This window comes from Pedococcus sp. P5_B7, assembly GCF_054049895.1.
On sequence record NZ_JBFULM010000010.1, the window covers coordinates 1 to 13,795 of the forward strand.

Sequence of the window (13,795 nt, forward strand, 5' to 3'; positions counted from 1 at the left end):
GCGCACACCACCCGGCGGGCGTGGTCGATCCGGGTCGACATGGTCCGCGGCGACACGTGCAGCAGCGCCGCGAGCGACCCCGCCGCGACCGCATGACCGGACAGCCGCTGACGCCGGCCACCGGACGCAACCGCGTCGGCCGCGTCGAGCTCGCTGCGCTCGTCGCACCGCCTCGCGACGGTCTCCATCGCCGACCGCTGCCGCGCCACCGCCGCGCTAACCACCCGCTGCGACGCCAGCACCAGCGCCTCGGCCGCCTCAACGGGCAGCTCGGCGATCTCGTCGTCGGTGAGGGTGAACAGCGCACCAGCAAGGACCGCCGGCTCGGTCACCTGCACGCCCTGCACGCTCTCGAACATGTATCCCATCGTAGAGACCACCACCGACAGCCGAAGGTCACCCATGGGGAAAACGGTTGGGACGAAAGGCGATTGCGAGCCACGTCGCCAAGCACTTCAGGGACAACAGCCGCACCCTCCAGACCCCGCCACCAGACCGGCCGGGCTCCCCGCGAGCGGCCGCCAGGACCACGGGCTACCCCGAATCTCCCCGATCGCGCGCCGGCCGCTGGACGCGGCACCTACCCTTGCCGCGTGCCCAGCGTCCAGGTCTCCGAGTCGACCTTCCGCCTCGTCCCGCTCCCGCGGGTCTGCGTCAAGACCGGGATCCCGACCGCCGACGTACTGACCATCAAGGGCAGCGCGGCACCCGGCTGGTCCTGGGTCATGATCGTCTTCGGGTTCTTGCCGTGGTTGTTCGCCAGTCTGGCCAGCTCGAAGAGCTACGAGATCCAGGTCCCCATGCAGGCCGCCGTGTGGCGTCGCCATCGCCGCGTGCGTCGAGCGGCTTTCGTCCTCTTCGTGGTCGGAGTGACCCTCGCCATCATCGCCACGACCCAGGGCCGCCAGAACTCCGCGTTCCTGCTCTTCCCAGCGTTCGTGGGGTTGGCCGTCTACGCCGGCAACGAGTGGTTCAACACCATCGGGGTCCACCTCTCGAGGGATGGCGGCCTCCTGCTCACCCGCGTCCACCCGGAGTTCGAGCGGGCCCTGCTCGACTTGACTGCGCGGGAGCCGCGCGGGAGCCGCGGGGCAGACCACGCCCCAGGGACCTGACGACCCCTCAGCCCTTGAGCACCGACATGGCGGCGTTGTGGCCCGGGATGCCGCTCACCCCTCCGCCGCGGCGGGCGCCGGCTCCGGCGATGCGAATCGTCGGGTACACCGTCTCCACACCCCAGCTGCCGACCTCGGACTCGCTCTCGGCCCACGGCCACTGCAGCGAGCGGTGGAAGATGTTGCCGCCCGGGAGGCCCAGCTCCGCCTCGAGCTCGACGGGGGTGCGCGCCTCCAGGCAGTACGCCCCCTCGGGGTCGCGCAGGAGCACGTCCTGGATCGGCTCGGCGAGCACCGAGTTGAGCGACCCGAGCGTCCGGGCGAGCGCGAGGTCCTTCGCCGCGTCGTGCTCCTCCCTGGTGCCGCGGAACAGCCGAGCCGGCAGGTGCAGGCCGAACAAGGTGAGCGTCTGCGCGTCGGTGGCCGCCAGCTCCGGGCCGAGGATCGACCGGTCCGAGAGGCTGTGGCAGTAGATCTCGCACGGCGGCAGCTGGGGCACCCGCCCGGCGTCAGCGGCGGCATACGCCTCGTCGAGCTGCGTCCAGCCCTCGTTGATGTGGAACGTGCCGGCGAAGGCGGCGGCAGGGTCGACCGACTCGTCACGCAACCGCGGGAGTCGCGAGAGCAGCATGTTGACCTTGAGCTGGGCGCCCTCGGACGCTTCCTCGGTGGGCACCGGGTCGGCCCCTGCGGCGCCGAGCAGCGAGTTCAGGACGGCGGGCGCGCAGGCCGCGTGGATAGTGGCCGCTCGCGCCGAGCCGCCCTCGAAGTGCACCTCCCCGTCCGGGTCGACCGCCAGCACCCGGGTGGAGGTGCGAAGCTCGGCACCGGCGGCGACCGCCGCCCGGGCGAGCCCGTCGGTGACCGAGCCCATGCCGCCAACCGGCACGTCCCAGTCACCCGTCCCGCCACCGATGAGGTGGTAGAGGAAGCAGACGTTCTGCCGCAGGTCCGTGCCACCCATCCGCGCAAAGGTGCCGATGAGGGCGTCCGTCGCGACGATGCCGCGCACCGTGTCGTCCGAGAACTCGGCCTCGAGCACCTCGGCCAGCGGGCGGCGCACCAGCGCGTCCCACAGGTCGTCGTCGCCGACGAGCCCGGCCACGTCCGCTTCGGTGCGCAGGGGCTCGAGCACGGTCGGGAAGACCCGCTCGGCCAGGTGCTGGACCCGCCCGTAGAACCGCTGCCAGGCGGCATACTCCCGCGGGCTGCCGGTGAGCTGCGCGAAGCCGGCCGCGGTCGCCCCGGGGTCCCCGTGGTCGACGAGCAGCCCGCGGGCGGGCTGCGACGGGACGGGAGTGAACGACGAGAACCGTCGCCGGATCAGCCGTACGTCGAGGTCGAGGTCGGTGATGACCTGCCGTGGCAGTAGTGAGACGAGGTACGAGTAGCGGGACAGCCGCGCGTCCACGCCTGGGAACGCCTGCGCCGACACGGCGGCACCACCGACGTGGTCGGCCGCCTCCAGCACGAGCACGCGCCGGCCTGCACGGGCGAGGTATGCCGCGGCCGTGAGCCCGTTGTGCCCCCCACCGATGACGACGTCGTCGTAGTCCACCGGGCGAGCCTACGGGCCGCCCGGGGTGGCCTCGACGCCACCCTCCCCCGGGCTGCGAGCGCTGGCCGCGAGCACATGACATCTGTCATGCCGGGCGCGGGGGACGACCCCGTCCGCCCCACACGACCAAGCCAGCGGAGGTCGTGATGTCACGAATGGATAACAAACCGGTTGTGGGGTGATCACATTTCGGACAGGCAGGTCTTCACTGTGAAAGTCCAGGTCACCCGCGTTCTTGTGGAGCGTCGCGGCCGGGCGCCAGGAGGAGTTCCCACCGATAGAAGGCAGGGTCCACGTGACACACACGGTCCACTCAGGAAGGCGCAGGGCATACAGCCTGGTCGCCATTGGCAGCATGGTGCTCGCCGGCTTCGTCGCCAGCACCGGCTCTGCCGCAGCCGTTCCACCCACGGACAAGGCTGGCGGAAAGATCAAGCACGGCAGCGACAACCTCCGCCCGCCGTTGGCGATCAAGCAGGACGCCCTGCGACAGACCGCTCTCCAGCGCAAGCTCAAGGGCGACAAGGCGATGCAGGGCTCGGTCGCCAAGCTCGGCAAGGGTCAGTACGTGGACCTCGCGAACGAGGGCACGGACAAGATCTTCGTCGTCATCACCGAGTTCGGTGACCAGCAGTACCCGAACCCGATCTTCCAGGGCCCGCCGCCTGACGGCAGTACCACGGACGTGACCGGACCGCTGCACAACCAGATCCCGGCGCCGGACCGCAGCGTCGACAACTCCACGCTCTGGCAGCAGAACTACGACCGCGCCCACTACGAGGACATGTACTTCAACCGGATGAAGAAGTACTACGAGACGCAGTCCTCGGGGCGCTACTCCGTCGACGGTGCTGTCACCGAGTGGGTGAAGGTCCCGTTCAACGAGGCCCTCTACGGACGTGACTACTGCGGCGACATCGTCTGCAACACCAGCAAGGCGCTGGTGCGCGACGCGCTCGCCGTGTGGGTCAAGGCCCAGCTGGACAGTGGCCAGACGATGGCCCAGATCCAGGACTACCTGAAGACCTTCGACCACCAGGACCGCTACGACATCGACGGTGACGGCAACTTCGCCGAGCCCGACGGCGTCATCGACCACTTCCAGATCGTCCACGCCGGTGGCGACCAGGCTGCCGGTGACCCGAACCAGGGCTCGGACGCCATCTGGAGCCACCGGTCCGGTGCCAACATCCAGGCTGGCGGCCCGCTCGGCGTCGGCGTCAACGTCGGCTCCAACGGCGGCATCGTGTCCAGCTCGCTGGTCCCCAACAACCCGACGGGCGTGTGGGTCTACGACTACACGGTCCAGCCCGAGAACGGTGGCCTCGGCGTGTTCGCGCACGAGTTCGGCCACGACCTCGGCCTGCCCGACCTCTACGACACCTCGGGCAACACCGGTGGGGCGGAGAACAACACCGCGTTCTGGAGCCTGATGTCCTCCGGCGCCAACATCGGCGACGGCAGCCCTGACGGCATCGGCGACGCCCCGACGGACCTCGGCAACTGGGAGAAGTTCCAGCTCGGCTGGCTCAGCGCCCAGGGCACCAGTGGCCCGTTCTACGAGGTGGCCCATGCCGGTGCGAAGTCGACCCACAAGCTTGGCCCGAACACCCCGGCCACCAAGTCGCCGCAAGCGGTCTTCGTGCTGCTGCCCGACAAGAAGCGCGTCGATGACGTGGGTGTGCCCGCGTCCGGGACGCAGTTCTTCTACAGCGGACAGGGCAACGACTTCACGCACACCATGACCAAGACGACCGGGATCACTGCCGGGTCGCTCACGGCCAAGGTCCGCTACAGCACCGAGCCCGACTTCGACTACGCCTTCCTCGAGGCCTCCAGCAATGGCGGCACCTCGTGGACGCCGGTGCTCACCAACCGGTCCAGCACCACGGACCCGAACAGCAACAACCCGTCGCACACCGGGATCACCGGCACGTCGACCGGGTTCGCCACGGGTGCCTACGTCGACCTGACGGCGACCCTGCCGGTAGGCACCAACGCCCTGCGGTGGCGCTACACCACCGACCCGGCGGTGATCGGTTACGGCATCGCCGTGGACGACGTCGCCATCAACGGGACCGTCGTCGGCAACGCCGAGACCGACGAGGGCTGGGTGCTCGACGGCTTCACCCGCACCACCGGAAAGGCCGAGAGCTTCCACTTCAACGCCTACGTGCTGGAGAACCGCCAGTACGACGGCTACGACGCCTCGCTCAAGACGGCCTACAACTTCGGGTTCCTCAACACCAGGCCCGACTGGGTGGAGACCTACCCGTACCAGAACGGGATGCTCATCAACTACTGGGACGAGTCGTTCGGCGACAACAACGTCGGCGAGCACCCGGGCGGCGGCCTGATCCTGCCGGTGGATGCCCACCCGCAGTTCAGCCACTGGCCGGACGCGACCCTGATGCGGCCCCGCATCCTGGCCTACGACTCGACCTTCGGGCTCGAGCGGACCGACGCGATCACGCTGCACAACAACAGCGTGGCTGGGTCGATCGCCTCCAAGCCGGCGGTGGCAACCTTCGATGACACCAAGTCCTGGTGGTCCAACTCCGACGAGCACGCCGCCACCGGCGCGCACGCCGGTCGGTACCAGCCCGGCTGGTACGGCGTGAACGTCCCCAAGACGGGCACGACCGTCAAGGTCAACGGCATCGCCAGCGGTGGTCACCTCAACATCACGGTGGCCCCGAAGTAGGTCTGCTGGCCAGCCAGCGCAACGAAGGGCCCCGTCAGCCAGCAGGCTGACGGGGCCCTTCCATGTGGCGGGTGCTAGCGCGGCGGCTGGTCGTCGACCGGTGCGCGCTCGCGCGAGGCGTCGACGCCGGCTGCGACGGGACCGTCTGCGGCCGAGTCCTCGGACCCTGGTGCCGCGGTCGCCGCACTGGTCCCCTGGTCGGCCGGCGGGGCGTCGTCGGCATCGGTGAGCTCGGGGATCTCGGGGTCGATCTCCTCGTAGCGCCGGTGCAGCTCGGAGGCGTCCGGCTCCAGGCCGATCTCCTCCAGCTCGGACGCCACGGCGGCGACCACGGCGTCGGGCCCCTGGCCGGCCGCCTTCGCCTCGCCGCGCAGCTGCGCGGCGACGACCTCGTGCCGTTGCTCCTCGGTCAGCTCGTCCTCCGAGCTGCTCTGTGCGACCTCGAAGCTATCTCCCATGAACTCCTCCTCAGTCGTGTCGCCGCACGGTCGGGCGACCTGCTTCGAGTCTGTCCCCGCGACCCGGATCGCACCACTGGAGTCCTCCACCCTGCCGGAGCTGGACGCGGCTGTCGGGGGTGGACGCGGCTGTCGGGGGTGGACGCGGCTGTCGGGAGTGCACGCGGCCAGCGCCGCTGTCGCCCAGGAACAGCGAAGCAGGGCCCCGAGATCGGTGATCCCGGGGCCCTGCCGTGTCGTGCGCGCACTGACCTCGGTCAGCGCGTCAGGTCACTTGAAGCTGACCTGGACCTGCAGCTGGTTGCCGCCGTCCTCCGACTTGTTGACCTTCATGACCGTGCCCGAGCCGGCAACCTTGACCGAGGACCAAGGGTTGGCTGCGGACCAGTACCTGTTCGGGTCGCTGTCGTCGAAGACCGGGATGGCCGGCTGCGACGGGACGTTCAGCGCGGTGCCGTTGCGGTGGAAGGTCACCGCGTCGGTGCGCTCGAGCCCGAAGGTGGCGTCCCACGGCTGACGCCGGTTGCCCAGCTTCACACCGTCGGCGAACCTCACCGGGGCCGGACGGGCGTCCACCGGCAGCGACTGGCCGCCACCCGGGTGACCCGAGGTGTTGTTGTCCGTGAACTCGCCGTCGACGTACCAGACCAGCAGGCCGTTCTGGTACGGGAACCGCTCCACCCAGTCGGGCTTGGTGTTGCCCCAGCCGAAGTTGTACGGGCCGGTCTTGAGGGTGTTGTCGTACCCGGTGTACGTGCGGTTCTCAGCCAGGTAGTAGTGGCTGACGACCTCGGACGTGGAACCGGTCATGCGGGTGAACCCGTTGGCCGTCCAGCCGTTGGTGCCGCCCTCGACGTCGTCGGTGACGGTGGTGCCGCCGACCGTGATGGCCAGGTCGTCGAGGAACGGGCCCTCGAAGTGCAGGCCGCCGTCGGTGGCGTAGCGGAAGCGGAACTGGACGCTCTTGCCGGCGTACGGCGTGAGGTCCCACGACTTCTGGGCCCACGGGGTGAGGCCGGCGTTGTCGGACGGACCGGAGATCGGCGCTGCCGCGTCCTTCCAGGTCGCGCCACCGTCGGTGCTCACCTCGGCGTACAGGTAGTCGTAGTCCTGCTCGATGTTGTACTGCAGCCAGGCCGAGACCGAGCCGGTGGTCGCGTTGGTGAGGTCCACCGTGCGGGTCAGGGTGTTGTTGAGGCTGTCGTTCGCCCCGCCCCACCACTCGTACGAGCCACCGTGGGGGGTGTTGTAGTCGGTCTTGACCGTCTTGTCCGGCAGCGTGACCGCGAGGGCCTGGTAGGTCGAGGTGCTCTTGGGCTGGTCCGCCGAACCGAGCTTGACCGTCATGTCCGTGCCGTAGGGCACGGTCTTGTAGTCGAGCCAGCCGAGCTGCAGCTTCTCGAGCGGGCCCATGTAGCCCGGGGTGGTGCCGATCGAGTCGGTGCCGTGGTTGAGCCACGAGCCACCGGACATCAGCGTCCAGAAGCCGGTGCCGTTGTCGCCACCCGCGGTGTCGTAGTAGTCCGGCAGACCGAGGTCGTGGCCGAACTCGTGGGTGAAGACACCGAGGCCACCGTTCTCGGGCTCGGTGGTGTAGTCACCGATCCAGATGCCGGAGTTGCCGAGCGGCACGCCGCCGAGCTTCGCACCCTCCGGGCCGGTCTTGCCGGCGTCGGTGGAGTACGCGTACCAACGGTGCGACCAGATGGCGTTGGTGCCCTGTGCACCACCGCCGGCCTCCTCGCCCTCACCGGCGTGGATGGCCTGGAAGTGGTCGATGTAGCCGTCCGGCTCGTTGAAGTTGCCGTCCTGGTCCGCGTCGTAGCGGTCGACCTTGTCGAACTGCTTCAGGTAGGTCGTGATCTCGGCGTCGCTCTTGCCGGCGGCCTTCTGGGCGTTGTACCAGGCCGTCGCGGTGTCCTTGACGTAGTTCCAGTAACCGTCGGCGTTGTTGCTCTTGCCGTAGCGAGCCTCGTTGAAGGGCACCGTGACCCAGTCGGAGACGTCACCCTTGGCCACGAAGCGACCGTTCGACTGCTTCAGGTAGAAGTCCTTGAACGACTCACCCTCGCCGAACATCATGTCCTGGTAGTGGGCGCGGTTGAAGTCCGCGGTCCAGTACGTCGAGTTGTCGTCGGTGGCGTTGCCGTCCCAGACGCGGTCGGGCGCGGGGATCTGGTTGTGCACCGGGCCGGGCGTCGCGTCGAAGCCGGTCTTGGTCTGGGTGCCGAAGTCGGTGAGGACGGTGAAGATGTCCTCCTCGCGCTCGACCGGGTAGGACACGAACCGGTCCGTCGCGGCCTTGCTCCCCTTCGGAGCCTTGGCGTTGCCCGCGAGCTTGATGACGCGCTGGCCGCCGCGCATCTCGGTGGTGGCCTCGCCCTTGACGAGCTTGTCGACGGCCTCCTTGCGGAGCGCGCGTGCGGCGTCGCCCAGGGGGTTCGGCAGGTCGTGCTCCCGGTTGGCAGCCTTGGGCTCCGAGTCCTTGGACGCAGGGGTCGCCTGCGCGGGAGCGGAAACCAGACTCAGGGTGACGGCCGCGATGGCCGCACCCGAGAGAGCGCTCAGATGACGTCTCTTCACAAATCCTCCAGTTGAAATTGGCGGTCCTTGTTCGGACACGCAAGGGCGACCCAAACACGGTTGCGCTACCAGACCAATGGTTCGGTGGTTAAGAACTTGGTAAAGAAACCTTTGCACGGCGGAGAAGGGCGTACGTGGGAGCACGAACCCCGAAAGATCCGCGGTTCACCGCGCCCGTGCCCGACAACGCCGCAACTGTTCCCCTCGCCCGAAATAACCGATCTTCCGGAGCCAGCGCCCGGAGGGCCGGGAGGACGGAGGTGGCTCTCACGGTCGGCACCCACGGTCGACTCCCACGGGGTCCGGCCCGTCGATAGGGTCCTTGCATGAGCGAGCAGCCCCCGAGTTCCGCGCCGGTCCCCGGCTCCACCGCCGCCGCAGCCGGGGAGGTGGCCGCGCCCTATGGCACCGGCGCCCAGGCCGCGCCGCAGCGCCGCGTGCGCATCCCCCACCTCCGGGCGATGAAGGAAAAGGGCGAGAAGTGGGCCATGCTCACGGCCTACGACATGTACTCCGCGGAGATCTTCGACGAGGCCGGGATCCCCGTGCTGCTCGTCGGCGACTCGGCCGGCAACAACGTCTACGGCTTCGAGACCACCGTGCCGGTCACGGTCGACCACCTCGTGCCGCTGGTGCGCGCGGTGACGTCGGCGGCCAAGCACGCGATGGTCGTGGCCGACCTGCCGTTCGGGTCCTACCAGGCCAGTCCGCAGCAGGCGCTGGCCACGGCCACCCGCTTCATGAAGGAGGGCCTGGCCCACGCGGTCAAGCTCGAGGGCGGGAAGCCGATGGTGCCCGAGGTCGAGCTCCTCGTCCGGGCCGGCATCCCGGTGATGGGCCACATCGGCTTCACGCCGCAGAGCGAGCACGTCCTCGGCGGCTACCGCGTCCAGGGCCGTGGCGACTCCGGCGACCGCCTCGTCGAGGACGCCGTCGCGCTGGAGAAGGCCGGTTGCTTCGCCATCGTCATGGAGATGGTCCCGGCTCCACTGGCCGCGCGGGTGACCGAGGTGCTGTCCATCCCGACCATCGGCATCGGTGCGGGACCCGACTGCGACGCGCAGGTCCTCGTGTGGCAGGACATGGCCGGACTGCGCGGCGGCAAGGCGCCGCGGTTCGTCAAGAAGTACGCCGACCTCCGTGGCGAGCTCGCCAGGGCAGCCGCCGCGTATGCCGCGGACGTCGCCTCCGGCGCGTTCCCCGCCGGGGAGAACTCCTTCCTCGAGTGAGCCGAAACTCCCGCATCGGTAGGACGCGACTCGGGGATCTCACCCGCTAGCGTCCCCCCGGTGGGTCCCGACCGGGCCCGCCCCACACCGAGGAGGACACCCGTGCCCCAGCGACTTCGCACCACTGCGCTCGTCACCGTCACCGCCGCCTGCACCGCCCTGGCGCTGGCTGCCGCCACCCCGGCAGCGGCCACCAAGCCCGGGAGCGGCAGCGCGACGGGCACCGGGAAGGTGTTCATGGTGAACCCCGTCCAGTCGTCCGGCGACCAGACGCTGACCGACCAGAAGGACTCCGACGCCGCGGTGCCGGCCAGCGCCTACGCCACCGTCCCCCTGCGCAACCTCGACGGTTCCGGTTACCTGCGCGGCAAGTGGGCCAACGTCGAGTCCTCCACGGGCACACCGGCATTCAGCACGACGAACACCTTCAACTACACCCGGCACCAGGACCAGTTCGAGCAGGTGATGGGTTACTTCTGGGTCAACCAGGCACAGGAGTACCTGCAGTCGCTCGGCTTCGGGTCGGCCCTCCCGGGCATCGTCAAGCAGCCCTTCGAGGTCAAGATCGACCAGTACGGCGGCGACAACTCCTACCAGACCTCCAAGCCCTACCGGATCCGTCTGGGCAAGGGTGGCGTCGACGACGCGGAGGACGCCGAGGTGATCGTGCACGAGTATGGCCACGCCGTGCACGAGTCCCAGGTCCCCGGCTTCGGCAGCACCCTGGATGCCGGCTCGATCGGTGAGTCGTTCGGCGACTACCTCGCGGTGTCGGTCGGGCTGGCCGCCGCAGGTCAGTACGGCTGGCCGGTGCGCGCCGAGCAGGCCTGCCCGATGGACTGGGACGCGACGTCCTACACCGATGCGCCGCACTGCATCAGGCGCTTCGACACCGGGATGACCGTGAAGACCCGGGAGGGCGAGGTCCACGCCGACGGCCAGATCTGGAGCCAGGCGCTCTGGGAGATCCGACTCGGGTACGTCGCGATGGGCAAGACGACCCGCAACTGGGACACCACGCTCATCGACGCGCAGTTCCGCTTCGCGCCGGACACGTCGTTCTCGGCTGCGGCCAAGACGACCTATGACACCGCCCTGGCCCGTGACGGCGCGACCGCCGCGGCGTTGGTCAAGGCGCGGTTCGCAGCGCGCGGCATCAGCTTCTAGTCCCCCGCTGCGGCGGTGCACCGCACCGCCGCAGCGCCATGACGGCACAGCCCAGCGCCACGTCGGGCGGCTCCCCGGGCAGCCCGACCGGACAACGCACGGCCGGCCACGCGGCATACGGTGGGGCCATGACCCTGCGCATCGGTTACAAGGCCTCCGCTGAACAGTTCGCGCCCCGAGAGCTGCTCGACTTCGGGGTGCTCGCCGAGCAGGTCGGGCTCGACAGCGTGCTCGTCTCCGACCACTTCCAGCCGTGGCGCCACGACGGAGGGCACGCCCCCTTCTCGCTCGCCTGGCTCGCGGCGCTCGGCGAGCGCACCGAGCGGGTGCAGGTCGGCACCTCGGTCATGACACCGACGTTCCGGTACAACCCGGCGGTGGTGGCCCAGGCCTTCGGCACCCTCGGCGCGCTGTACCCCGGTCGCGTCATGCTCGGCATCGGCACCGGGGAGGCGCTCAACGAGGTCGTCGTCGGGTCGGTGGACGAGTGGCCCGAGTTCAAGGAGCGGTTCGCGCGGCTGCGCGAGGCGGTCACGCTGATGCGCACGCTCTGGACCGAGGAGCGGGTCACCTTCGACGGCGACTACTACCGCGTCGTGGACGCCACGGTCTACGACCGTCCCGACCAGCCGGTGCCCCTCTACGTGGCCGCGGGCGGCCCCCTCGTGGCGCGGTATGCCGGTCGGTCCGGTGACGGGTTCATCTGCACCTCGGGCAAGGGCGAGGAGCTCTACCGCGACAAGCTGCTCCCCGCGGTGGACGAGGGGCTGGCCAAGTCCGACCGCACCCGCGACGACCTCGACCGGATGATCGAGATCAAGCTGTCCTGGGACCCGGACCGCGAGCAGGCCGTGACGAACTGCCGCTTCTGGGCGCCGTTGTCGCTCACCGCCGAGCAGAAGCACGGCACCAGTGACCCGGTCGAGCTGGGGCGGCTCGGTGACGCGCTGTCGGACGAGCAGATCGCCTCACGATGGATCGTCTCCGACGACCCGGACGAGGTCGTCGCCGCCGTGCAGCCTTACGTCGACTGGGGTTTCAACCACCTGGTCTTCCACGGGCCGGGGCACGACCAGGCCCGCTTCCTCACCACGTTCGCCGACCGGGTCCTGCCCGGGCTGCGCGAGCTGGGCTGACCGGGTTCCCCTGCACCCCAACCGAATCTAGGCTGGATGGCATGACCGAGATGGGGCCCCGCACCCGGTGGTCCGAGGTGTCCGGCGGCCCGGGCGCCGCGACCGCGTACCAGCGCCGGTTCGACGACCTGGCCGCCCAGGGCATGGACATCCACGGCGAGGCGGCCTTCGTCGCCTCGGTCCTGTCGCCGCCCGCCCGGGTGCTCGACGCCGGGTGCGGCACCGGTCGGGTCGCCACGCAGCTCACCGCCCTCGGCTACCACTGCGTCGGGGTCGACGCCGATGCCGCCATGATCGAGGTGGCCGCGCAACGCGACCCCGCGACGACGTGGGTGCGCCAGGACCTCAGCCGGTTGCAGCTGCGGTCGCAGGCGTTCGAGCTCGCCGTGCTCGCCGGCAACGTCATCCCGCTGCTGGCCCCCGGCACCCTGCTCGCCGCCGTGCTGCGGCTGGCCGCCCACCTCCAGCCCGGCGGCCTGCTCGTGGCCGGCTTCGGGCTCGATGGCGCCCACCTGCCCCAGGGCTGCCCGGTGACCCCCCTGGACGACTACGACCGGGCCTGCGAGGTCGCCGGACTGACCCTCGTGCGGCGGCACGGCACGTGGGACCGCGAGTCGTGGCGGCCCGACTCCGGCTACGCCGTGTCCGTCCACCGCCTCGGCGGCTGACGGGCTGGAGGGGGCAGTAGTTCCCAGCAGCTCAGTCCGCCCACGCGGAGCGTGGGACCCGGGAGCGGCTCAGTCCTCGCCTTCCTCCCACGCCTTGTCCTCGGCGTCCCACTTCTCGGTGCGCTCGCGTGCGGTCTGCAGCGCGTTGGACGCCTCTTCCTGCGAGTCGTAGGGACCCATCAGGTCGTCCCCCTGGCTCTTGTTGTCGTCGCTCTCGACCTGACCGCTGCTGACGTTGTACCAAAAGGCCATGGGGGTGCCCTCCAACTCGACGGATCTGCGTACGTCCCTAGACTCCACCGTATGCCGTTGACGTACGCAAGCGTGGCACCGGGCGTGGTCTCCCCACGCCGTCCGGTGCCCGCCTCGATCGTGCGGCCCGAGTACGTCGACCGGCCCGCGCCGGCACGGGACACCGGGTCGGAGGTCAAGGACCCGGAGACCATCGACCGGATGCGGGTGGCCGGGCGGATCGCCGCCCAGGCCATGGCGGCAGCCGCCGCGGTCATCGCGCCGGGAGTCACGACGGACGAGATCGACCGGGTCGGCCACGAGTTCCTGCTCGACCACGGCGCCTACCCCTCGACCCTGGGGTACAAGGCCTTCCCGAAGTCGCTGTGCACCTCCGTGAACGAGGTCGTCTGCCACGGCATCCCCGACGACCGTCGCCTGGAGGACGGCGACATCGTCAACATCGACATCACCGCCTTCATCGACGGGGTGCACGGCGACACCGACGCCACCTACCTCTGCGGCGACGTCGACGAGGAGTCGCGGCTGCTGGTCGAGCGCACCCGCGAGGCGATGATGCGCGGCATCAAGGCCGCCATCCCCGGCCGCGAGATCAACGTGATCGGGCGGGTGATCCAGAGCTACGCGCGGCGCTTCGGCTACGGCGTGGTGCGGGACTTCACCGGGCACGGGATCGGGCGCAGCTTCCACAGCGGCCTGGTCATCCCCCACTACGACGCGGCGCCCTCCTACAGCACCGTGATCGAGCCGGGCATGACGTTCACCATCGAGCCGATGCTCAACCTCGGCACCCCCGAGTGGGAGATGTGGGACGACGGGTGGACGGTCGTGACAGCAGACCGCCGTCGTTCGGCACAGTTCGAGCACACCATCCTCATCACCGAGACCGGCAACGAGATCCTCACGCTGGCATAGCACGGCAACA

12 protein-coding genes are annotated in these 13,795 nt (G+C 69.8%); 7 read left to right on the plus strand and 5 right to left on the minus strand.

The genetic code is table 11. The features are described from left to right. Positions 1–359: hypothetical protein (locus tag ACXJKD_RS19395; protein ID WP_457256576.1), on the minus strand; the 359-nt coding region annotated here is incomplete at its 3' end. Positions 360–593: 234 nt separating this feature from the next. Here ACXJKD_RS19395 and ACXJKD_RS19400 point away from each other — a divergent pair. Beyond that, entirely contained in the window at positions 594–1,115 is a 522-nt protein-coding gene (locus ACXJKD_RS19400; protein WP_457256577.1) for a hypothetical protein, read from the plus strand. A gap of 7 nt (positions 1,116–1,122) precedes the next feature. Here the strand turns inward: ACXJKD_RS19400 and ACXJKD_RS19405 are convergent, their stop codons facing one another. Further along, a complete protein-coding gene (locus ACXJKD_RS19405) occupies positions 1,123–2,673 on the minus strand; it encodes a phytoene desaturase family protein (RefSeq protein WP_457256578.1) in 1,551 nt (516 codons plus the stop codon). Positions 2,674–2,968: 295 nt separating this feature from the next. Here ACXJKD_RS19405 and ACXJKD_RS19410 point away from each other — a divergent pair, with 295 nt between their 5' ends. After that, positions 2,969–5,377, plus strand: coding sequence for an immune inhibitor A domain-containing protein (locus ACXJKD_RS19410; RefSeq protein ID WP_457256579.1), 2,409 nt, complete (start codon positions 2,969–2,971; stop codon positions 5,375–5,377). 74 nt (positions 5,378–5,451) lie between these two features. Here ACXJKD_RS19410 and ACXJKD_RS19415 read toward each other — a convergent pair whose 3' ends face one another. Continuing rightward, positions 5,452–5,835 (minus strand): hypothetical protein, encoded by a 384-nt coding sequence (locus ACXJKD_RS19415; protein ID WP_457256580.1) that lies wholly within the window; start codon positions 5,833–5,835, stop codon positions 5,452–5,454. 270 nt (positions 5,836–6,105) lie between these two features. Next, the gene (locus tag ACXJKD_RS19420) at positions 6,106–8,418 is read right to left on the minus strand and encodes an immune inhibitor A domain-containing protein (RefSeq protein WP_457256581.1); all 2,313 of its coding nucleotides are present in this window, start codon (positions 8,416–8,418) and stop codon (positions 6,106–6,108) included. A gap of 326 nt (positions 8,419–8,744) precedes the next feature. Between ACXJKD_RS19420 and panB the strand changes: the two genes are divergently transcribed. The 4 genes from panB (at position 8,745) to ACXJKD_RS19440 (ending at position 12,618) form a co-directional block, all read left to right on the plus strand. After that, on the plus strand, positions 8,745–9,647 hold the full coding sequence (gene panB, locus ACXJKD_RS19425; RefSeq protein WP_457256582.1) for a 3-methyl-2-oxobutanoate hydroxymethyltransferase: 903 nt from the start codon (positions 8,745–8,747) through the stop codon (positions 9,645–9,647). 102 nt (positions 9,648–9,749) lie between these two features. Next, entirely contained in the window at positions 9,750–10,814 is a 1,065-nt protein-coding gene (locus tag ACXJKD_RS19430) for a M36 family metallopeptidase (protein ID WP_457256584.1), read from the plus strand. Between the two features lie 128 nt (positions 10,815–10,942). Then, positions 10,943–11,950, plus strand: a complete 1,008-nt coding sequence (gene fgd, locus ACXJKD_RS19435) for a glucose-6-phosphate dehydrogenase (coenzyme-F420) (RefSeq protein WP_457256585.1) — start codon at positions 10,943–10,945, stop codon at positions 11,948–11,950. Positions 11,951–11,991: 41 nt separating this feature from the next. Next, a complete protein-coding gene (locus ACXJKD_RS19440; protein ID WP_457256586.1) occupies positions 11,992–12,618 on the plus strand; it encodes a class I SAM-dependent DNA methyltransferase in 627 nt (208 codons plus the stop codon). 69 nt (positions 12,619–12,687) lie between these two features. Here the strand turns inward: ACXJKD_RS19440 and ACXJKD_RS19445 are convergent, their stop codons facing one another. After that, positions 12,688–12,870: a methionine aminopeptidase gene (locus tag ACXJKD_RS19445; RefSeq protein WP_457256587.1), complete on the minus strand. Its 183-nt coding sequence runs from the start codon at positions 12,868–12,870 to the stop codon at positions 12,688–12,690. A gap of 51 nt (positions 12,871–12,921) precedes the next feature. Between ACXJKD_RS19445 and map the strand changes: the two genes are divergently transcribed. Beyond that, positions 12,922–13,785 carry a type I methionyl aminopeptidase gene (gene map, locus ACXJKD_RS19450; protein WP_457256588.1) on the plus strand — a complete coding sequence of 288 codons (864 nt, stop codon included), beginning with the start codon at positions 12,922–12,924 and terminating at the stop codon, positions 13,783–13,785. The last annotated feature ends 10 nt before the right edge of the window (positions 13,786–13,795 follow it).

Coding starts and splice junctions, on each gene's coding strand:
- ACXJKD_RS19415 (WP_457256580.1), bottom strand. CDS start 5,835: ATGGGAGATAGCTTCGAGGTCGCACAGAGCAGCTCGGAGGACGAGCTG.
- ACXJKD_RS19440 (WP_457256586.1), top strand. CDS start 11,992: ATGACCGAGATGGGGCCCCGCACCCGGTGGTCCGAGGTGTCCGGCGGC.
- ACXJKD_RS19445 (WP_457256587.1), bottom strand. CDS start 12,870: ATGGCCTTTTGGTACAACGTCAGCAGCGGTCAGGTCGAGAGCGACGAC.
- map (WP_457256588.1), top strand. CDS start 12,922: ATGCCGTTGACGTACGCAAGCGTGGCACCGGGCGTGGTCTCCCCACGC.
- panB (WP_457256582.1), top strand. CDS start 8,745: ATGAGCGAGCAGCCCCCGAGTTCCGCGCCGGTCCCCGGCTCCACCGCC.
- fgd (WP_457256585.1), top strand. CDS start 10,943: ATGACCCTGCGCATCGGTTACAAGGCCTCCGCTGAACAGTTCGCGCCC.